22 protein-coding genes are annotated in these 20,385 nt (G+C 63.8%); 11 read left to right on the forward strand and 11 right to left on the reverse strand.

Features of this window, described 5'->3' with window-relative positions; genetic code table 11:
* The first annotated feature begins 60 nt into the window (after positions 1-60).
* Both GM676_RS24620 and GM676_RS24625 read left to right on the forward strand, forming a co-directional pair.
* On the forward strand, positions 61-1,134 hold the full coding sequence (locus tag GM676_RS24620) for a patatin-like phospholipase family protein (RefSeq protein WP_155466841.1): 1,074 nt from the start codon (positions 61-63) through the stop codon (positions 1,132-1,134).
* 86 nt (positions 1,135-1,220) lie between these two features.
* Complete coding sequence (locus GM676_RS24625; RefSeq protein ID WP_155466843.1) at positions 1,221-2,861, forward strand: methyl-accepting chemotaxis protein; 1,641 nt, start codon at positions 1,221-1,223, stop codon at positions 2,859-2,861.
* Here the strand turns inward: GM676_RS24625 and hemW are convergent.
* Genes hemW through GM676_RS24655 form a run of 6 tightly spaced genes read right to left on the reverse strand, consistent with a single transcriptional unit; the run spans position 2,827 to position 8,431 of the window.
* Positions 2,827-4,086: a radical SAM family heme chaperone HemW gene (gene hemW / locus GM676_RS24630; RefSeq protein ID WP_155466845.1), complete on the reverse strand. Its 1,260-nt coding sequence runs from the start codon at positions 4,084-4,086 to the stop codon at positions 2,827-2,829. The genes GM676_RS24625 and hemW overlap by 35 nt on opposite strands.
* Positions 4,083-4,667 carry an RdgB/HAM1 family non-canonical purine NTP pyrophosphatase gene (gene rdgB, locus GM676_RS24635; protein WP_155466847.1) on the reverse strand — a complete coding sequence of 195 codons (585 nt, stop codon included), beginning with the start codon at positions 4,665-4,667 and terminating at the stop codon, positions 4,083-4,085. The genes hemW and rdgB overlap by 4 nt, the downstream gene beginning before the upstream one ends.
* Before the next feature lie 47 nt (positions 4,668-4,714).
* On the reverse strand, positions 4,715-5,716 hold the full coding sequence (locus tag GM676_RS24640) for an NADP-dependent oxidoreductase (RefSeq protein WP_155466849.1): 1,002 nt from the start codon (positions 5,714-5,716) through the stop codon (positions 4,715-4,717).
* A gap of 19 nt (positions 5,717-5,735) precedes the next feature.
* Positions 5,736-6,464 carry a ribonuclease PH gene (rph, locus tag GM676_RS24645; protein ID WP_155466851.1) on the reverse strand — a complete coding sequence of 243 codons (729 nt, stop codon included), beginning with the start codon at positions 6,462-6,464 and terminating at the stop codon, positions 5,736-5,738.
* A gap of 8 nt (positions 6,465-6,472) precedes the next feature.
* Positions 6,473-7,417, reverse strand: a complete 945-nt coding sequence (locus tag GM676_RS24650) for a PP2C family protein-serine/threonine phosphatase (RefSeq protein WP_155466853.1) — start codon at positions 7,415-7,417, stop codon at positions 6,473-6,475.
* Positions 7,418-7,435: 18 nt separating this feature from the next.
* Entirely contained in the window at positions 7,436-8,431 is a 996-nt protein-coding gene (locus GM676_RS24655; RefSeq protein ID WP_155466855.1) for a serine/threonine protein kinase, read from the reverse strand.
* Positions 8,432-8,519: 88 nt separating this feature from the next.
* Between GM676_RS24655 and GM676_RS24660 the strand changes: the two genes are divergently transcribed.
* Together GM676_RS24660 and GM676_RS24665 are read left to right on the forward strand one after the other, a co-directional pair.
* Positions 8,520-9,410, forward strand: a complete 891-nt coding sequence (locus GM676_RS24660; RefSeq protein ID WP_155466874.1) for a YicC/YloC family endoribonuclease — start codon at positions 8,520-8,522, stop codon at positions 9,408-9,410.
* Between the two features lie 138 nt (positions 9,411-9,548).
* Positions 9,549-9,944 (forward strand): nuclear transport factor 2 family protein, encoded by a 396-nt coding sequence (locus GM676_RS24665; protein ID WP_155466857.1) that lies wholly within the window; start codon positions 9,549-9,551, stop codon positions 9,942-9,944.
* On the opposite strand, the gene GM676_RS24670 is transcribed toward GM676_RS24665, so the two are convergent.
* Positions 9,931-10,224 (reverse strand): putative quinol monooxygenase, encoded by a 294-nt coding sequence (locus GM676_RS24670; protein WP_155466859.1) that lies wholly within the window; start codon positions 10,222-10,224, stop codon positions 9,931-9,933. The two genes, GM676_RS24665 and GM676_RS24670, sit on opposite strands and share 14 nt — an antisense overlap.
* 48 nt (positions 10,225-10,272) lie before the next feature.
* Here GM676_RS24670 and GM676_RS24675 point away from each other — a divergent pair, with 48 nt between their 5' ends.
* From GM676_RS24675 to GM676_RS24690, 4 genes are all read left to right on the forward strand, one after another.
* Complete coding sequence (locus tag GM676_RS24675) at positions 10,273-11,016, forward strand: DUF72 domain-containing protein (protein WP_155466861.1); 744 nt, start codon at positions 10,273-10,275, stop codon at positions 11,014-11,016.
* A gap of 83 nt (positions 11,017-11,099) precedes the next feature.
* Complete coding sequence (gmk, locus tag GM676_RS24680) at positions 11,100-11,738, forward strand: guanylate kinase (RefSeq protein ID WP_155466863.1); 639 nt, start codon at positions 11,100-11,102, stop codon at positions 11,736-11,738.
* 31 nt (positions 11,739-11,769) lie between these two features.
* Positions 11,770-11,973 carry a DNA-directed RNA polymerase subunit omega gene (gene rpoZ / locus GM676_RS24685; protein ID WP_005665923.1) on the forward strand — a complete coding sequence of 68 codons (204 nt, stop codon included), beginning with the start codon at positions 11,770-11,772 and terminating at the stop codon, positions 11,971-11,973.
* A gap of 83 nt (positions 11,974-12,056) precedes the next feature.
* Entirely contained in the window at positions 12,057-14,384 is a 2,328-nt protein-coding gene (locus GM676_RS24690; RefSeq protein WP_155466864.1) for a RelA/SpoT family protein, read from the forward strand.
* Between the two features lie 4 nt (positions 14,385-14,388).
* Here GM676_RS24690 and GM676_RS24695 read toward each other — a convergent pair whose 3' ends face one another.
* From GM676_RS24695 to greB, 4 genes are all read right to left on the reverse strand, one after another.
* Positions 14,389-15,495, reverse strand: coding sequence for a trypsin-like serine protease (locus tag GM676_RS24695; protein ID WP_229262849.1), 1,107 nt, complete (start codon positions 15,493-15,495; stop codon positions 14,389-14,391).
* Between the two features lie 107 nt (positions 15,496-15,602).
* Positions 15,603-16,505, reverse strand: coding sequence for a transporter substrate-binding domain-containing protein (locus GM676_RS24700; protein ID WP_229262850.1), 903 nt, complete (start codon positions 16,503-16,505; stop codon positions 15,603-15,605).
* A gap of 11 nt (positions 16,506-16,516) precedes the next feature.
* Positions 16,517-17,359, reverse strand: coding sequence for a hypothetical protein (locus tag GM676_RS24705; RefSeq protein WP_371866360.1), 843 nt, complete (start codon positions 17,357-17,359; stop codon positions 16,517-16,519).
* A gap of 13 nt (positions 17,360-17,372) precedes the next feature.
* Positions 17,373-17,939, reverse strand: coding sequence for a transcription elongation factor GreB (gene greB / locus GM676_RS24710; protein WP_155466865.1), 567 nt, complete (start codon positions 17,937-17,939; stop codon positions 17,373-17,375).
* Positions 17,940-17,988: 49 nt separating this feature from the next.
* Between greB and GM676_RS24715 the strand changes: the two genes are divergently transcribed.
* Genes GM676_RS24715 through GM676_RS24725 form a run of 3 tightly spaced genes read left to right on the forward strand, consistent with a single transcriptional unit; the run spans position 17,989 to position 20,374 of the window.
* On the forward strand, positions 17,989-18,558 hold the full coding sequence (locus GM676_RS24715; RefSeq protein WP_155466866.1) for a hypothetical protein: 570 nt from the start codon (positions 17,989-17,991) through the stop codon (positions 18,556-18,558).
* A 9-nt stretch (positions 18,559-18,567) separates the two neighbouring features.
* Positions 18,568-19,713, forward strand: a complete 1,146-nt coding sequence (locus tag GM676_RS24720; RefSeq protein WP_155466867.1) for a sensor histidine kinase — start codon at positions 18,568-18,570, stop codon at positions 19,711-19,713.
* Positions 19,714-19,726: 13 nt separating this feature from the next.
* Entirely contained in the window at positions 19,727-20,374 is a 648-nt protein-coding gene (locus GM676_RS24725; protein WP_155466868.1) for a response regulator, read from the forward strand.
* The last annotated feature ends 11 nt before the right edge of the window (positions 20,375-20,385 follow it).

The following is a 20,385-nucleotide window of genomic DNA, read 5'->3' on the forward strand; positions in this document are numbered from 1 at the left end:
TATTCCAATGCTGTGCTCGTGTTGGATTGCAAGAACTGACCCCGGGTTATTGGACATGTCATGAGTTCTCCTATCTCTATTCGTCTGGGCCAGCGCGCCCGCCAGCGGATTGCCGCCGAGGGCGTCCAGGCCGCCGATATCGCTATTGTTCCTGCCGCCGCCGGCGGTCCGAAAGGCCTGATCCTGCACGGGATGGATTGCTGGATGTTCGGCGAGTTTTTCAGGAACGCGCCGCGCCAGCGCCGCCTGGTCGGCGCATCCATCGGCGCCTGGCGCATGGCCGCTTCGGCGTTCCAGGACCCGGTCGCGGCGCATAAGCGGCTGGCGCGCCTGTATGCCAGCCAGCGCTATCCGGACAAGGTGACGCCCGCCTATGTCACGCGAACCTGCCGCGCCCTGCTCGACGAGCTGCTCGATGGCCGCGGTCATGAGGCGGTCAGTCATCCCGAGCATCACGTTTCGATTATCACCATGCGCGGCATCGGCGCGCTGGCGTCCACCAACGGCGCGCGCTGGCGCGAGATGGCTGGCTTCCTGCTGGCCGCCGCCGGCAACGCCGTGTCGCGCAAGCGCCTCGCGTCCTCCATGGAGCGCGTGATCTTTCACAATCAGCGCGACGACGCCCGCTGGCTGCGCGACGATTTCGACGCTTTCGCCGGCCACTTCGTCGGCCTGTCGCAAGAAAACCTGCGTGACGCGCTGCTGGCTTCCGGCTCCATCCCGCTGGTGCTGGAAGCGGTGACCAATATCGCCGGCGCGCCCGACGGCGCCTACTGGGACGGCGGCTTGATCGACTATCACCTGCACCTGCCCTATCAGCGCGATCCCGGCCTGGTGCTGTACCCGCACTTCAGCGATTACATCGTGCCCGGCTGGCTCGATAAGTCGATGCCGTGGCGGCGCGCACGCGACCAGGCGCTGGAAAACATGATTCTGGTCTCGCCATCGGCGGAATTTGTCGCCAGACTGCCCAACGCCAAGCTCCCCGACCGCAAGGACTTCAGGGTCTACGGCCAAAACCACGAACACCGCACGCGCGACTGGCTGCACGCCATCGGCGAGAGCGAACGCATGGCCGAGGCCTTCGCCCGCTGGTGCGAGCGGCCCGACCTCAAGCAGGCCGCCAGTTTTTAACCTGTTCCCAAACAGCAACACACCATACACTTCGGCGCCAGACAGGCGCATACTTGACTCCCGCTTTCTTCCTGGGAGTGAAGATCATGAATGCTCTGTCGCAGATGCGCATCGGTACCCGTCTCGCCATCGGTTTCGCCGTGGTCCTGTTGCTGGCCATCCTCGCCACCTCGGTGGCACTGGTCAATGCCAGCACCAACGCCCAGGCCACGCGCGCCATGATGGAGCAGCCGCTGGCCAAGGAGCGCCTCGTCTCCGACTGGTATGTGCTGATCTATTCCGCCATCGCCCGCACCGCGCTGATCGCCCGCAGCAGCGATGAAAAACTCTCCGACACCTTCGCCGAAGCTATCGCCAGCAGCACCAAGCGTGGCGGCGAATTGCTGGGCAAGATCAAGGAGCTGCTGGTCACTGATGAAGAGCGCAAGATTTACGAAGAGATCACAGAACTGCGCAACAAATACCAAAAAGCCAAGACCGATGTGATGAACGCCCGCAAAGGCGGCGATGCGGCCAAAGCCGAGCAGCTGTTCAAGGATGCGTTCTCGCCTTCCGCCGACGCCTACCAGAACCGCGTCAAGGATTTCCTCGGCATGCAGCGCAAGGCCATCGACGATACCGCCCACGCCATCGATGCCGCCAATGACCGCAGCAATACGCTGCTGCTGGTGCTGGCGGTGTTGATGGTGAGCATGGGTTCCGTGGCGGCGTGGATCATCACCCGTTCGATCACCGCGCCGCTTAAATCCGCCGTGGAAATCGCCACCACGGTCGCCAACGGCGACCTCACCACGCAGTTCACGCCGCAGACCAACAAGGATGAAATCGGCGATTTGATGAAGGCCCTGCGCGGCATGAACGATTCGCTGCGCACTGTGGTCAGCCAGGTGCAGATCGGCACCAACACCATCGCCACCGCGTCCAACGAAATCGCTTCGGGGAATATGGATCTGTCGCAGCGCACCGAGGAGCAAGCCAGCTCGCTGGAGGAAACCGCGTCGTCGATGGAGGAGCTGACCTCCACCGTGCGTCAGAATGCCGAGAACGCGCGGCAGGCCAACCAGCTGGCGCAGGCGGCATCCGATGTGGCCGAAAAAGGCGGCGCCATTGTCGGCCAGGTGGTCGATACCATGGGCTCCATCAACGATTCCTCGCGCAAGATTTTCGACATTATCAGTGTGATCGATGGCATCGCGTTCCAGACTAATATTCTGGCGCTGAATGCGGCGGTGGAGGCGGCGCGTGCCGGTGAGCAGGGACGCGGTTTCGCGGTGGTGGCGTCGGAGGTGCGCAATCTCGCCCAGCGCTCGGCCGCCGCGGCCAAGGAGATCAAGGAGTTGATCAGCAATTCGGTCGAGCAGGTGGATGCCGGCTCGAAGCTGGTGCAGCAGGCCGGCAGCACCATGGACGATGTGGTGTCCAGCGTGCGGCGCGTCACCGATATCATGGGCGAGATTACCTCGGCCAGCAGCGAGCAGAGTATCGGTATCGATCAGGTGAACACCGCCATCGGTCAGATGGATTCGGTGACGCAGCAGAATGCGGCGCTGGTGGAGCAAGCCGCCGCCGCCGCGGCCAGCATGCAGGAGCAGGCGGCGCGGCTGGCCGATGTGGCGTCGTCGTTCAAGCTGGGACACGATGGCTTGCACGGCGCGCTGTCAGCGCCGCCGGCACCGCGTGCCGCCCTGCGTTTTAACCCTTCAAAAACATCTCTTGCAAGTCATTGAGGAAGCGCTGGCCTAATTCGGTCGGCTTGATGATCTTGTAGTCGCGGTAGAGCAGCCCTTTGGCCTCTGCCGCGTTGAGCTGTTTCTCAATCGCGTTGATGCTCAGGCCGGTGCGCTCGCTGAACAGGTTCGGATCGAAACCGCCATGCAGGCGCAGGGTGTTGAGCATGAATTCAAAGCCCATGTCCTCGCGCTGGATCTCATACTCCTCCTGCACCGGCGCGCCTTGCCTGACCTGCTCCATATAAGCCTTGGGCTGCTTGTAGCGCGCCTGCCGCAGGATACGGTGCGGGAACGACAGCTTGGAGTGCGCGCCCGCGCCAATGCCGAGGTAATCGCCAAACTCCCAGTAGTTCAGGTTATGCCGCGCACGATGGCCTTCTTTCGCGTAGGCCGAAATCTCGTACTGGTTGTAGCCGTTGGCGGCGGTCAGCCCGGCGATCATGTCCTGCATGTCGGCGCTGGTGTCGTCGTCCGGCAGCGCGGGTGGATATTTGGCGAACAGCGTGTTCGGCTCCATCGTCAGATGGTAGAGCGACAGATGCGGCGGATTGAAGGCCATCGCCGTTTCCACATCCTTGCGCGCTTCTTCCAGCGTTTGCGACGGCAGCGCGTACATCAGGTCCAGATTGAAGTTGTCGAAGTTGGCCAGTGCGATTTCCACGGCGCGTTTCGCCTCGTTGTCGTCGTGGATGCGGCCCAGTGCTTTCAGGTGACGCTCGTTGAAACTCTGGATGCCGATCGACAGGCGATTCACGCCGCTGGCGCGGTAGGACTTGAACTTCTCCGCCTCGAAGGTGCCGGGATTGGCTTCCATCGTGATTTCGCAGTCGCTGTCCAGCGGCAGCAAGGTGCGCACGTCGGACAGCAGACGGTCCAACCCCGCCGCCGACATCAGGCTGGGGGTGCCGCCGCCGATGAAGATGGTGTAGATCTTGCGGCCCCAGATCAGCGGCAGCGCCATTTCCAGGTCGGTGCGCACGGCGTCCAGGTATTCCTGTTCCGGGAAGGCGCCGCCATCCTTGGCTTCGTGCGAGTTGAAATCGCAGTACGGGCACTTGCGCACGCACCAAGGAAAGTGGATGTACAGCGACAGCGGCGGCAACGCCGTCAGATTCAGCGCGCCGCCTTGCAGGTACTTCGCAGCGACACCCGCCGCTTCGCTGATGTCGGCCGTTGGCTTGCTGCCTTGCGTATTAGCGCCGACGATTTTAATCGGAATCATTTCAGCTTCTCTACCAATGCGCGCAGTGCCTGGCCGCGATGCGACAAGGCGTTTTTCTGTTCCGGCGCCAGCTCGGCCGCGCACTTGCCCAGCGATGGAATGAAGAAGTAAGGGTCGTAGCCGAAGCCGCCCTCGCCGCGCGGCGTGTCGACCATCACGCCATTCCAGCGGCCGTCGGCGATGATGGGTTGCGGATCGTCGGCGTGGCGCACGAACACCAGCACGCAGTAGTAGTACGCCGACTTGTCCTCATGCTTCGCCAGCTCGGCGATCATCTTCTCGTTGTTGCGCACGTCCGATTTCGGCTCGCCGGCAAAACGCGCCGAGTACACGCCCGGCGCGCCGCCCAGCGCGTTCACGCACACGCCGGAATCGTCCGCCAGCGCCGGAAGGCCGGTCAGGCGCGACGCGTGTCGGGCCTTTTGCAATGCATTTTCGACAAACGTGTGAAAAGGTTCATCCGCTTCGGGCACCTCGAATTCCCCCTGCGCGTGGACGGAAAAGCCCACGGTGGACAGCAATTCGTTGAATTCCTTCAGTTTGCCTTTGTTGTTGGAGGCGAGGATCAGGCGTTGGGTCATGATGTTCGGCTGCGTAAATTGAAGCCGACATTGTAAACCGTTTGCGCCTACGCCACCTTGAGCACAAGCTTGCCGTTGTTGGAACCGTCGAACAGCTTCTGAAAGGTCTCGGGGAAGGTGTCCAGTCCCGGCACCACATCCTCGCGGGTTTTCAGCTTGCCGGCCGCGATCCAGCCGGCCATGTCGGTGATGGCTTCCTTGGCGCGCGGGTAGTAGTCGGACACCATCACGCCCCGCAGCGTGGCCCGCTTGACCATGATTTGCAGGTAGTTGGCCGGCCCCTTGGCCGCTTCCAGATTGTTGTACTGCGAGATGGCGCCGCAGATCACCACGCGCGCATGCATGGCCAGGCGGCCCAGCACCGCATCGAGTATTTCGCCGCCGACGTTATCAAAGAAGACGTCCACGCCGTTCGGGCAATGCTGCGCCAGCGCCGCCGCCACGCTCTCGCTCTTGTAGTCGATGGCGGCGTCGAAGCCCAGTTCATCGATCAGGTAGCGGCACTTGTCGGCGCCGCCGGCGATGCCGACCACGCGGGCTCCCTTGATCTTTGCGATCTGCCCCACCGTCGCGCCCACCGCGCCGGCCGCGCCGGACACCACCACCGTGTCGCCCGGCCTGGGCTGGCCGACGTCGAGCAGGCCAAAATAGGCCGTCATGCCGGTCATGCCCAGTGTGCCAAGGAACAGCGGCAACGGCGCCAGCGAGGCGTCGACCTTGAACAGTCCCTGCCCGCTGGAGATGGCGTATTCCTGCACGCCCAGCAGGCCGGTCACATGATCGCCCACCGCGAAATAGCCGCTGCGCGAACGCACCACCTTGCCCGCCGCAATGGCGCGCATCACATCGCCGATGGCCACCGGCGGCATGTAGGAATTCTCGCTGGCGTTCATCCAGCCGCGCATCGCCGGGTCGAGCGAGATGTACTGTATTTGCACCAGCACTTCACCGTCGACGAGTTCGCGCACTTCCTCGCTGCCAAACGAGAAATCGCTACGCTTCACCGCGCCGGATGGGCGATGCTTGAGGCGGAACAGGTGGTTAATCATGTTGAACCTCCAACGCGAATCAAATGCCCAGTGATTGTTTTTGCAGCTTGATCAGGTCCGCGATGCCGGCCTGCGCCAGGTCCAGCAGGCGGTTCATGCCGGCGCGGTCAAAGGCCGCGCCTTCGGCCGTGCCCTGCACTTCGATGAAGTGGCCGGCGTCGGTCATCACCACGTTCATGTCGGTATCGCAGCCCGAGTCTTCGATGTAGTCCAGATCCAGCACCGGCGTGCCCTGATACACGCCAACCGAAATCGCCGCCACGAAATGCTTGAGCGGAATCGCCGGGATCGCACCGCGCGCCACCAGCTTGGAAAAGGCGTCATAGGCCGCCACCATGGCCCCGGTGATCGACGCGGTGCGGGTGCCGCCATCGGCCTGGATCACGTCGCAGTCGAGGTGCAGGGTGCGTTCGCCGAAGGCTTCCAGATCGAAGGCGGCGCGCAGCGAGCGGCCGATCAGGCGCTGGATTTCCTGCGTGCGGCCGGACTGCTTGCCCTTGGCCGCCTCGCGGTCCATGCGGCTGTGGGTGGAACGCGGCAGCATGCCGTATTCGGCGGTCAGCCAGCCCTGGCCTTTGCCCTTCAGGAAGCCAGGCACTTTCTCTTCGATGCTGGCGGTGCAAATCACCTTGGTGTCGCCGCATTCGATCAGCACCGAGCCCTCGGCGTGCTTGGTGTAGTCGCGGGTCAGGCGCAGGGCGCGCAGGGCGTCGACCGGGCGGCCGCTTGGGCGGGTAACAGAAGTCATACAGTTCCTTATTTGAGTATTTGGGAGGATTTTTCGATGGCACCGCGGATTTCCGCGATGGCCTTCTCAATTTCGTCGTCGTCGAAGGCATCCACCTCCGACGATGCCATTTCGGGCAGCGGCGTGTCGCGGATGGTGGTGCTGTGCAGGTCTTCCGGCAGCGTCTCGGTCGAGATGATGGTGGACGCCAGCGCATCCATGCTGTCCACCACCGAACTGCCCTGCCACATGATGGCCAGCGCGGTGACGTTGTCGCTGGTGTCGCCCGCAGCGCGCAGCGCGGCTTGCAGCATGTCCGGCACGGCGCGCACGACGGTTTGCGCTTGCAGCCGGCGCAGAATTTCATCGTCCGGCAGCATAGACCACAAACCGTCGGAACACAACAGCACCAGATCGCCCGGCAGCAGGCCGGCGCCGGCGCCCAGCTCCACCCGTGGCGGCGTGTCGGCGCCGAGGCAGTTCCACAGCTTGTTGCGGTCCGGATGGGTGGCGCGCTCGGACGGCAGCGCCAGGCCCTTGGCGATCAGGTTCTCCACATGCGAATGGTCGCGCGTACGGCCGAGGATTTGCCCGCCGCGCATCCAGTACAGGCGCGAGTCGCCGCAGTGCGCCCAGGTAGCCGTGTTGTGCTGGATCAGGCAGGCGACGATGGTGGTGCGCGGGGTTTCCGGCAGCTGGTGCGCGTGACGGTACTGGTGGATGTCGCGGTGCGCGGCCTGCAAGGCCTCTTCCAGGAAGCGCTGCGGCTTTTTCACGTAGGGCTGCGCCTGTTGCTGGAACATGGTGGAAATGGTTTGCAGCGCCACGCTGGCGGCGATCTCGCCGCGCAAATGGCCGCCCATGCCGTCGGCCAGCACCAGCAGCAACGCGTCGCGCGTGAAACTGTAGCCCATGCGGTCCTGATTGACCTTGCGGCCGCCGATATGGCTTTCCTGATACACGGAGAATTGCATGGTTCAGTCCTTGTCGAGTCAGACCAGGGTGTCCGGGCCGGCCTTGGCGCGCGCGCCGCCGCCCAGCCGTCCCACCAGCCCGCGCAGCTTGTCCATCACGCTGGGCGGCTGCGGCGCCGGCGGCACGGCGGCCGGCGCCTTCGCTTGCAGCACCTTCTGCAAGGCGAACAGGCTTTGCGGCCGCGCCAGTGGATCGATCTGCAAACACCAGCGCACCAACGCCACCAGCTCGGGCGAATACTGGCCTTCCAGCTTGTCAAAATGCCCTGCCATCTTGTCCCCGGTCTTGCGCTGGTCGGCCGGCTGCGGCGGCGAGCCGACCATGCAGGCGAACATGGAGGCGCCGATGCTGTAGATATCCGTCCACGGCCCCATGCCGGTCTTGGCGTACAGCTCCGGCGGGGCGAAGCCGGGGGTGTACATCGGCGTCAGGGTCGGCATGTCGGTGTTGACGGTCTGGCGCGCCGCGCCGAAGTCCAGCAGCATCGGCGTGCCGTCGGTGCGCAGGTAGATATTGGCCGGTTTCAGGTCAAGGTGCAGCAGCTTGTTGGCGTGGACTTCGCGCAGCCCCTTCACCACCTGCGTGAAAATCGTGCGGATGAAAAGTTCACCTACTTTCACGCCCTTGCCGCGCTGCCGCTGGATATGCTCTTGCAGCGAATGGCCGGACTCGTAGGCCATCACCATATAAACCGTTTCATGCGCGCGGAAGAAATTCAGCACGCTGACCACATTGGGGTGGGAGATGCGGGCCAGCGCCCGGCCCTCTTCGAAAAAGCACTTGAGGCCGATGCGGAACACCGGCAGATTGGCCTTGGAGACGGCCGGCACCAGCTCGCCTTCCTGCCGCAGTGCCAAAGAACTAGGCAGATATTCCTTGATGGCCACCGCCACGCCCTCACTATCGTACGCAAGGTAAACAATACTGAACCCACCGGACGCAATTTTCTTTACAATGCGATATCCAGCAATTTCCAGACCATCTGGTAGGGGGGCGTTGTTTTGTGCGGCCATAAGGTTCCTCGCCTCGACAACCGGATTGTGTGGATAAATCACTGTTTTGTAAAGATTAAATCGGGGATATCCATTGAGCATTTCGAGCATGACGGGCTACGCGGTCGCCACCAGTGAAAGTGCGGCGGGAACACTGACCATCGAGATCAAGAGCGTGAATTCGCGCTTCCTGGACTTGCAGTTCCGAATAAACGACGATTTGCGCGCCCTTGAACCCGATTTACGCTCGGCGATCATGGCTGCCATCACGCGTGGCAAAGTCGAGCTGCGCCTGAGCTTTGGCCGCAAGGCCGCGACCGCCGGCTCGCAGGCGCTGAATCTGCCCCTATTGACCGAATTGCAACGCTTGCAGGGCGAAGTGAGCGGCCTGTTCCCCGGCGTGCAAACGATGTCGGTTGCCGAGCTGCTGCGCTGGCCGGGCGTGATCGAAGAGGCGCAGATTGGCCAGGAGTCGCTGCAAGCCGACGTGGCCGCCCTCACCGCCCGCACCGTGGAAGCATTCGTGCTGAGCCGCCAGCGCGAGGGCGCGGCGCTGGAAACCATGCTGCTGTCGCGGATCGAGGCCATGGAAGGCATCGTCAAGCGCATCACGCCGCTGATTCCGCAGGTGGTGGCGGCGTTCCAGCAGAAAGCCGTGGAACGCATGCAGGATGCGCTGGGGCTGGCTTGCCAAGGCTCGAATTCGGCGCTGTCGCGCCAGGATGCGCTGGAGCGGATTCGCCAGGAAGTGATCTTGTACGGCATCCGCATCGACGTGGCGGAAGAGCTGGGCCGCCTGTCGGCGCACCTGTCCGAAACCCGTCACATCCTGAAAAAAGGCGGCCAGGTCGGCAAGCGCCTGGACTTCATGATGCAGGAGCTGAACCGAGAGGCCAACACGCTGGGCGCCAAGGCCTCGGTCAAGGAGCTGGCCGACGCTTCGATGGAACTCAAGCTGCTGATCGAGCAGATGCGGGAACAGGTTCAGAACCTGGAATAAACAAAGGAGCTTCGGCTCCTTTTTTATTATCCCGATTATCCATCCATATGCATAAAGTATTCGTCTTTAGCCTGTTTATCCATGACTCGGGGCGCGCTACAGTGAAGCCATTCCAACTTCCACTGAAAGCGAAACATCATGAAAAACGCCAGCCAATTACTGCATGCCTACCTCGACAACATCCAGAACCCCGCCGCCGCCGCGGCCCTGTTCGCGGACGACGGCGTGCTGGAACTGCCGACGCTGTCCTCGCTGGGCATCAACGCCCGCGCGGTCGGCCCGGCCGCGATCGAAGCCTTCATCGGCGGCCTGCTGAAAAACGTGCCGGACTTCCGCTTCAAGGACGTGCAGCTGTTCATCGACACCGAAGACAAGGTGTTCGGCGAATACAGCGTGGAAGCCAAGGTGCTCTCGACCGGCAAGGTCTACAAACAAACCTACGCCGGCATGCTGGCGGCCGAGAACGGCAAAATCAAACACCTGCGCGAAGCCCTCGACACCCTCGCCGCCGCCAAGGCCTTCAGCCCAGACTGACCTGGTTGAGTTTGAGGACCTGGATGTCAGCTTTGCCGCCGACGGTTTTCACCAGTTCCAGGAAATGCGGCGTGGTTTCGTGTTCGGCCAGCGCCGCTTCGTCGCGCCACGCTTCCAGCATGACGAAGCTGGCGTGGTTGCCCAGATCGATGTGCAGGTCGTAGCGCAGGCAGCCGGCTTCCGCGCGGCTCGGCGGTACCACTTTTTCCAACGCCTCGCGCACCAGCACTTCGTGGCCCTCTTTGGCGGTGATGGTGGCAACGACGATCAGGTCTTTCATGCTATATCCTTGGCAGACTAAAACTTCGATACTATCAGGAGACGCAGAATGGCGCAGATCAGGGCTGGCATCGGCGGTTGGGACTTTGCGCCGTGGCGCGATACCTTTTATCCCAAGGACGTGCCGATCAAGAAGCAGCTGGAATACGCCAGCGCGCAAGTGACCAGCATCGAAATCAACGGCACCTTTTACCGCTCCGCCAAGCCCGAGCACTTCGCCAGCTGGGCCGAAAAAACGCCCGACGATTTCATCTTCTCGGTCAAGGCCACGCGCTACGCCACCAACCGCAAGGTGCTGGCCGAGGCCGGCGAATCCATCGAACGTTTCATGCAGAGCGGCCTCACCGAACTGGGCGACAAGCTCGGCCCCATCCTGTGGCAGCTGGCCGCCACCAAAAAGTTCGATGCCGATGACATCGAAGCGTTCTTCAAGCTGCTGCCGCCCAAGCTCGGCAAGCGCAAGCTCCAGCATGTGCTGGACGCCCGCCACGACAGCTTTCTCAACGACGACTACCTCAAGCTGGCGCGCAAGCACAAAGTGGCTACCGTCATCACCGACTCGCCGAAATTCCCGCACTTTGAAGACATCACCGGCGAGTTCGTCTACGCCCGTTTGATGGATGCGCAAAGCGACATCGAAACCGGCTACAGCAAGCCGGCCTTGAAGCAGTGGAGCAAGCAGGCCAAGGACTGGCAACAGCAGGCCAAGTCGGGACAGGTGTACGTCTACTTCATCAACGGCGCCAAGGAACGCGCGCCCGCCGCGGCGCAGCATTTCCTCTCCCTGCTGTAAATTGAACTCCGGCCATTGCTCTTGGTAAAATACATCTTTGGGCGTCGTGTTTCGCCGCCCGCTGACGTTTTAGAAAGATCACCATGAGCTCAACCAACGCATTTGCGGGCAGCCTGTTTGTTGTGGCCGCGCCGTCCGGCGCCGGCAAGTCGACGCTGGTCAACGCGCTGCTGGCCAAGGAACCGACCATCAAGCTGTCGATCTCCACCACCACCCGCGCGCCGCGTCCGGGCGAAACCCACGGCAAGGAATACTACTTCACCACGGCGGACGATTTCATCGCCCGCACCAAGCAAGGCGAGTTCCTGGAGTGGGCCGAAGTGCACGGCAATTACTACGGCACCTCGCGCCTGATGGTGGAAGAACAGATGAAGACCGGCACCGACGTGCTGCTGGAAATCGACTGGCAGGGCGCGCGCCAGGTCAAGAAATTGTTCCCGCAGGCGGCCGGCATTTTCATCCTGCCGCCATCCATCGCCGCGCTGGAACAACGCCTGAACAAACGCGCCACCGACGAGCCGCACGTGATCACCAAACGCCTGCTGGCGGCAGGCGGCGAAATCGCCCACGCCCCCGAGTTCGAGTATGCTATTATCAACGAAGAATTCGACGTAGCGCTGTCGGAACTGACGGCGATCGTCCGAGCGGCCCGTTGCCGGTTTGCGCAACAAGCGGCACGCAACGCCTCGCTCTTTGCCCAGTTGGGCATCCACGCTGAATAAATAAATACACAAGATTTTTAGGAGTTACTAGATGGCCCGCATTACGATTGAAGATTGTCTGAAAAACGTACCTAACCGTTTCCAGCTGACCCTGGCCGCGACCTACCGCGCACGCCAACTGCTGCAAGGCCACACCCCCAAGGTGGAAGCCAAGGACAAGCCTACCGTCGTCGCCCTGCGTGAAATCGCAGCCGGCAAAGTCGGTCTGGAAATGTTGAAAAAGGTCCCAATGTAAGTTGGGACCGCGTTCCCGAACAATGTGAATGATGCGGTTTAGCAGTAGTATTGGACATTCTCATCGAGACGGAACGCAAACGTATGAATCTGATCCCCGCAGATCCTACAGTGAGTGACAAGCCCGCGCGGGCGAAAAGGCCGGCCCGGCAGCCGGCCGCAGTCATGTCCGGATCGGCCGCGGGCGATAACGCCTCCGCACCACCTGCTCCACCCTCCGCACCTCCCGTGATTTCCTCGTCGCCTTTGGCCACGCCTCCCGCCATGACGGCCGGTGTCGCGTCGGTATCCCATTTGTCTGAAAAACTGGCCGAATACATGAACGCTGCCGACCTGAAAAAGGTCAAGGAAGCGTATCGCTTTTCGGACGAAATGCACCTCGGCCAGCTGCGCAAATCGGGCGAGCCTTACATCTCGCATCCGATCGCGGTGGCCGAAATCTGCGCCGACTGGAAGCTGGACGCGCAAGCCATCATGGCCGCGCTGCTGCACGATGTGATGGAAGACCAGGACGTCAAGAAGGAAGAGCTGATCGAGCGCTTCGGCGCGCCGGTGGCCAACCTGGTGGACGGCCTCTCCAAGCTGGAGAAAATCGAGTTCCAGAGCCAGATCGAGGCGCAGGCGGAAAACTTCCGCAAGATGCTGCTGGCCATGGCCTCGGACGTGCGCGTGATCCTGATCAAGCTGGCCGACCGCCTGCACAATATGCGCACCATGGAGGTGATGAAGCCGGCCGCCAAGGCGCGCATCTCCAAAGAGACCATGGAAGTGTACGTGCCGATCGCGCACCGGCTCGGCCTCAATAATATTTACCGCGAATTGCAGGACCTGTCGTTCGCCCACCTGTTCCCGCTGCGCTACCGCACCCTGGCCAAGGCGGTGAAGGCGGCGCGCGGCAACCGCCGCGAGGTGGTCAAGAAAATCCTCGAATCGGTCAAGAACACGCTGGCCATGGCCAATATCGAGGCCGAGGTGTACGGCCGCGAAAAAACCCTGTACGGCATCTACAAGAAGATGCGCAGCAAGCACCTGTCGTTCTCGCAGGTGCTGGACGTGTACGGCTTCCGCGTGGTGGTGGACAGCTTCCCGAATTGCTATGTCGCGCTCGGCACCCTGCATTCGCTGTACAAACCGATGCCGGGCAAGTTCAAGGATTACATCGCGATCCGCAAGCTGAACGGCTACCAGTCGCTGCACACCACGCTGATCGGCCCGTACGGCACGCCGGTCGAGTTCCAGATCCGCACGCAAGAGATGCACCGCACCGCCGAATCGGGCGTGGCGGCGCACTGGCTGTACAAGAATGGCGAGGCGAATATGTCGGACTTGCAGCAGCGTACCCACGCCTGGCTGCAATCGCTGCTGGACATCCAGCAGCAGACCGGCGACTCGGCCGAATTCCTCGAACACGTCAAGGTCGACCTGTTCCCGGATTCGGTCTACGTGTTCACGCCCAAGTCCAAGATCATCGCGCTGCCGCGCGGCGCCACGCCGATCGACTTCGCGTACGCCATCCACACCGGGATTGGCGACCACACGGTGTCGGTCACCATCAACAATGAACCGGCCTCGCTGCGCACCGAGCTGCGCAACGGCGACATCGTCGAGATCGTGACCGACTCGGCCTCGCGGCCGAGCCCGAGCTGGCTGTCGTTCGTCCGCACCGGCAAGGCGCGTTCGGCGATCCGCCATCACCTGCGCACCATCAATCTGCCGGAATCGATCGCGCTGGGCCAGCAGTTGCTGTCGCACGCGCTGTCCTCGCTGGGCATCAGCCCGGACCTGGAGGAACACCTGACCGAGCGCCTGCTGAAGGAATCGAGCGCCAAGTCGCTGGACGAGCTGTATGCCGACATCGGCGTCGGCAAGCGCATGGCGGCGCTGGTGGCGCGCCACATCTTCGGCCTGCGCGGCGGCGAATCGGCCAGCGCGCCGGTCGACCACAACAGCGCGGCCGAGCTGGACCCGGTCACCATCTGCGGCAGCGAGGGCGTGTCGGTGCAGCTGGCGCCGTGCTGCCTGCCGATCCCGGGCGACTCCATCATCGGCCAGCTGCGCCGCGACCAGGGGCTGCTGGTGCACACGGCCGACTGCACGCAGGCCAAGCGCCAGAAGGCCAAGGAGCCGGACCGCTGGATCGCGGTCAAATGGGGCACGGAACTGAACCGCCGCTTCGACAGCCGCATCAAGCTGTTGATCAACAACGAAAAAGGCATCCTGGCGCGCGTGGCGGCCGAGATCGGCGAAGCGGACGCCAACATCACGTACGTCGGCATGGACGAGGACAAGGAACACGTGCTGCACCAGCTGCGCTTCACGGTGCAGGTCAAGGACCGGGTGCACCTGGCCGGCCTGCTGCGCAACGTGCGCCGCGTGGCCGGCGTCAACCGCATCCTGCGCGAGCGCAGCTGAGCAGCTAGCCCTGGCGCGGGCCGGACCGGCGGCGCCGCGCCAGCGCGCCCGCCGCCACCAGGCCCGACAGCAGCATCGCCCAGCCCGCCGGTTCCGGCACCGCCGTCACCGAGTTGATCCAGGCCAGATGCGAATAGGTCGCGGTGGAGCCGGACAGATCGCCGTAGCCGGACAGGTTGCTGACGCTGGCGTCGCAACCGCTCAGATTGAAATTGGGGCACATGTCGCTGCCCTGGAAACCCCAGGAATGCACGCCCGACAGCAGCCACTCGCTGCCATTCCAGACGAAGTCGCCGCCGCCCGAATCGCCGGCCGCCGCCAGCGCCTCGTTCGCGCCCAGGCCGCTGCCGCTGCGCCAGCCATTGCCGGTGGCATCGGCGATGCGGCCCAGGGTGTTGTGGGCGGCGCTGCCGTCGTCAAAGTCGCTCATGTAGGTGGCGCCCGGCGCGTAGTAGGCCGGGTCGTAGCCCCAGTTGTCGACCGCCTGGCCGCTGATCCGGTTGAAGTTGTCGCTGTCGACGTCGAAGGTGTTATAGCCGTAATGCCCCCAGGCGCGCTCGCCCCAGTTCTGTTCACTGTCGCCGCCGCCCGGCCCGGAGGTGCCGTAGCCGGCCATCAGGTAATCCTTGCCGACGTCATTGGTGGTGCTCAGGTGGTAGCCCTGGATGGTGGTGACGGCCTGGTCCAGCTTGAGGATGGCGATGTCGGCGCCGGTGTCGAGGTCGCCGTTCCAGCGCGGATTCACATAGGCGCCGGTCAGCGCCACGCTGCGGCTGACCTTGACGCTGCCGCCGGCCCAGCCGAAGTCCACCTTCATGGACGAGAAATCATCGGCGCAATGGGCGGCGGTCAGCACATACTGGCCGCCCGCCAGCAAGGACCCGGAGCAGGCCCAGCTGCCGCTGGCGTTGGTGTAGCTCAGCCGTGCCACGCCGTCCAGCGCGCCGGCGACGCCATTGAACACCTGACCCGGCACGAAGCGCCAGTCCGACGGCGCGGAGGTGTTGGCCGTGAGCGGCGTCAGCGAGGCGGCCTGGTTGGCGTGGGCGGCCGGGATGGCGATCAGCGCCGCCACCACGGCGGCCAGCTGCAAGGATTTCGATTCGGTCATCAACATTGTCCTGATAAAAATAACATGGTTGCCAGCCTAGCATTGTTATCAGAAAAAGCATGTCGGGATATCCTGATAGTAGGATAGGGAAAACCACAGTGGCGCGCTCACTTGTGGTCGAACGGGTCGTACCAGTAGGCCTTGTTGGCCAGCGGTGTCTGCGGCGACAGCAAGGGATTGTCCAGCCTGAAGACGCGGCGCTTGCGCAGGTTGATCTTGTCGATCAGCTCGTCATAAAAATCATGGAAGATCTGGTCGAAGCGGCCGTCGGCGATCAGCTGCCGCAGGCCGTATTCCAGCCGCTCCGCCAGCCGCGGCTGGCCGGGCGTCACGAAGAAGTAGCGCGGCAGCGGGAAATAAATCGCCAGGCTGCGCTCCACCTCCAGGCCGGGGAAGGTCGGCGCGTACGCGGCCTGCTCGAACAGCGCCTCCTCTATCCCGCGCGGAAAATGCTCGAAGCGGTGCGCCGCCAGCATGCTGTGCAGGCCGGCGGTGGAATTCCCCTGGGCCACGTCGAAACCGGCATGCAGGAACACCGCCGTCGAACTCCATTGCCGCCCCGCCCCCAGCGGCAGCCGCTTGAGCTGCTCCAGCGTGGTGATGGCGCTGAACTGCGCCTGCTTGCTGCCCGTAATCAGCGAAATGCGGTAGCCGGAGATGCCCTTGTCGACCGGAATCCGGATCGGAATCAGGCCGCGCTCCCATTCCTGCGAGGTGATCTGCGCGCTAAGATTGACCAGTTCGCCTTTCTTCATTTCCGACAGCAGGCGGTCGCGCTCCATGCCCAGCGGCGAGCGGCGCAGCTCGTAGGCGCCGTACCGGGCGCTGGAGGCCTCCAGCGCCGCGTTCAGCAGCAGCAAGGTGTAGCGATCGCGGCTGTCCGGCCGGCTGAAATTGTGATCGATCACATAGACATCGCGGGCCGCCCCCTGCGGCCGGCCCGGCAAGGCCAGCAGGCAAAGCAGCGCGCCGGCCACACGGCGGCGCTTGATCAGGGACGAACGCATCATGATGTTCTATTTTAATACGGCAGATACCAGTATGCCTTGTTGGACAGCGGCGTCCGCGGCGATAGCTGCGGATTGTCGATGTGGAAGATGCGGCGCTTGCGCAGGCCGGCTTTTTCGATCAGGCCGTCGTAGAATTCATGGAAGATCTGGTCGAAGCGGCCGTCGGCGATCAATAGCTGCATGCCGTATTCCAGCCGCTGCGCCAGCCGCTTTTGCCCGCCGCCCAGGAAGAAGTAGCGCGGCGACGGCACGTACAAGGCCAGGCTGCGCTCCAGGCTCAGGGTCGGGAAGTTGCCCACATAGGCGGCCTGCTCGTAGATGGCCTCGTCGATCGAACGCGGAAAGTGCTGGAAGCGTCCCGCCGCCAGCATGCCGTGCAGGCCCGCCGAGCCGCTGCCCTCCACCACATGGAAACCGGCCTGCCGGTAGGTGGCGGTCAGGCTCCACTGGCGCCCGCTGCCCAGCGACAGCGCCTTGAGCTGCTCCAGCGTGCGCACCGCGCTGAACAGATCCTGGTTGCGGCCGTCGATCAGCGACAGGCGGTAGCACGAGATGCCCTTGTCGATCGGGATGCGGATCGGGATCAGCTTTTGCTCCCACTCCAGCGAGGTCACCTGTCCGCTCAGGTTGACCAGCTCGCCCTTGAGCATTTCCTGCAACAACCGGTCGCGCTCCATGCGCAGCGGCGCCACGCGGAATTCATACGGGCCATATTTCGCGCTGGACGCCTCCAGCGCCGCCGCCACCAGCCGCAGGGTGTGGCTGTCGCTAAAGCTCGATTTGCTGGAGTTCATGTCGAGGATGTAGACATCGGCCGCGCGCGCCAGCCCGTGCCAGCCCGCCAGCGCCAGCACCCACCAGGCGCTTTTAATCAGCCACCGGCGCAGGATAGCTCACCTCCAGGATGTCCAGCTGTTCCACCCCGTGCGGCGCCTGGAAGGTGATGGTGTCGCCCTCGCGCGCCTTGGTCAGGGCGCGCGCCACCGGCGCCACCCAGCTGATCTTGCCGTTCAGCGGATCGAGCTCGTCGATGCCGACGATGGTGATGGTGCGCTCCTCGCCGTCCTGGTTGCTGTAGGTGACGGTGGCGCCAAAGAACACCTGATCGCTGCCGTGGTGCGCGCTGGGGTCGACGATGAAGGCCGAGTCCAGGCGCTTGGTCAGGAAGCGGATGCGGCGGTCGATTTCGCGCAGGCGGCGCTTGCCATAGATATAGTCGCCGTTTTCCGAGCGGTCGCCGTTGGAGGCGGCCCAGTGCACGATCTTCACCACTTCCGGCCGCTCGACGTCGATCAGCTGCAACAGCTCATCCTTGATGCGCTGGTAGCCTTCCGGCCGGATGTAATTCTTGGCGCCAGCCGGGATCGCCAACGCCAGCGCCGCCGCTTCGTCGTCCTCGTCGCCGTCCGGTTCTTTTACAAAAGCTTTATTCATGCGGCCTATTGTAACGGCTTTCACGTATCATGCTGGCAAAGGAACAAGCATGAAATTATTCCACCGTTTTCAACGCGGACTGCTGGCGCCGCTGGTCTACCTGGCCGCGTTGCTGCTGTTGCTGGAAGACTGGCTGTGGGACCTGGGCACGCGCCTGATGAACCGGCTGGCGCGCTGGCCGCCGCTGCACCGGCTGGAAGCAGGGATTTGCCGGCTCGGCCCGCGCGCCGCGCTGGTGCTGTTCGTGCTGCCGGCCATCCTGCTGTTTCCGGTCAAGCTGTTGGCGCTGTGGGGCATGGCGCACGGTCATCCGCTGCTGGGCCTGGGCGTGATCGTGCTGGCCAAGCTGGGCGGCGCGGCGGCGGTGGCGCGGCTGTATCTGCTGACCCGGCCGGTGCTGCTGACCATGGTCTGGTTCGCCGCCCTGCTGGCCTGGTTCCTGGCCCTGAAGGAACGCTGGATCGAACGGCTGCGCGCCACCCGCGCCTGGCGCCGCTGCGAGGCGCTGCGCAAGGCCGTGCGCCACTGGCGCCTGCACGCCGCGCCGCGGCCCGGCAGCTGGACCGCGCGCTTCCGCCGCCTGCTCAAGCGCTTCCGCCGCCGCGGGCCGACACGGTAGAATGACAGGATGAGCGTCGATCATCCCACCCTGTTAGCCGAACTGGAGCAAGTGCGCGCGCGCTTTGCCGCGATCGTCTCCAACACGCCGGGACTGGTGTACCAGTTCGTGCTGCACGCCGACGGCACGGTCAGCTTCCCCTACCTGAGCGAGGGGTGCCTGGCCCTGCTGGGCCTGACCGCCGCCGAGCTGCACGCCCAGCCGCAGCGCTTCCTGGCCCTGATCCTGGAGGACGACCGCCAGTCCTACCTGGACGCCATGCGCGCCTCGGCCAACGCGCTGTGGAGCTGGAACTGGGAGGGCCGCATCTGGGTCGACGCCTGGAAGGACGTCAAGTGGATCAACCTGCGCTGCACGCCGCACGCGCTGGACGGCGGCGCGGTGCGCTGGGACGGCATCATGACCAATATCACCGACAGCAAGCTGGAGCAGCTGGAAGTGCGCCATTCGCGCGCCCGCCTGGCCGAGCTGAGCGCCCACACCGACCGCGTCAAGGAACAGGAGCGCACCCGCATCGCGCGCGAGATCCACGACGAGCTGGGCGGCAACCTGACCGCCATCAAGATGGCGGTGGCCATGCTGGCCGCGCGCCTGGAACAGGCCGAGCCGGCCCTGCGCGAAAAAACCGACTACGTCGACGCCCTGGTCGACCGCACCATCGACGCGGTGCACCGCATCGCGCTCGACCTGCGCCCGGCCCTGCTCGACCTCGGGCTGGTGGCGGCGCTGGAATGGCAGGTCAGGGAATTCGGCAAGCAGACCGGCATCGCCAGCAGCTTCAGCGCCAACCACCGCGACGTCGGCCTCGACGACGACCAGGCCACCGCCCTGTTCCGCATCGCCCAGGAGGCGCTGACCAATATCGCCAAGCACGCCCACGCCAGCAAGGCCAGCGTGAAGCTGGCGCGGCTGCGCCACCACGTCAGCCTCAAGATCAGCGACAACGGCGGCGGCATCCGCGCCGCCGACCGCGCCAAGGCCGATTCCTTCGGCCTGCGCGGCATGGCCGAACGGGCGCGCGCGCTGGGCGGCACCCTGACGCTGAGCCACGCCAGCGGCGGCGGCACGGTGGTGGCGATTAAAATTAAGCGCGATACCGTGCGCGACAGCCTCATCGCGGCCGCCGCGGACGCTACAATAGCGGAAGAGAAATAATGCACGGGAATTCATGACTGAGAAATCCATCATCAAGGTCTTCATCGCCGACGACCACGCCATCGTGCGCGAGGGCTTGAAACAAATCCTGGCCGAGACGCGCGACATCGTGGTGGCCGGCGAGGCGGAAAACGGGCTGGACGCCATCAAGCTGTTCCGCAAGGCCGGCTGCCAGGTGATGCTGCTCGATATCTCGCTGCCGGACCGCAACGGCATCGAGGTGCTCAAGCAGATCAAGAAGGAAAAGCCGGAGCTGGCGGTGCTGATGCTGTCCATGCACCGCGAGGACCAGTACGCGCTGCGCGCGCTCAAGGCCGGCGCGGCCGGCTATCTGACCAAGCAAAGCGCGCCGAAGGAACTGGTCAACGCCATCCGCCAGGTGGCGGGCGGCCTCAAGTACATCAGCGCGGCGCTGGCGCAGGAACTGGCCAACCACGTGGGCGACGAGCACGCGGCGCCGCTGCACGAAACCCTGTCCGACCGCGAATACCAGACCCTGACCATGATCGCCTCCGGCAAGACGGTGGGCGCCATCGCCAGGGAATTGTCGCTGTCGGTCAAGACCGTGAGCGAGTACCGCGCGCGCCTGCTGGTGAAAATGAAGCTGAAAAACAGCGCCGAACTGACCCATTACGCCATAAAAAACCAACTGATCGAATAAGCGGAGTTAAG

The organism is Duganella radicis (assembly GCF_009720825.1).
GTDB lineage: Bacteria > Pseudomonadota > Gammaproteobacteria > Burkholderiales > Burkholderiaceae_D > Rugamonas > Rugamonas radicis.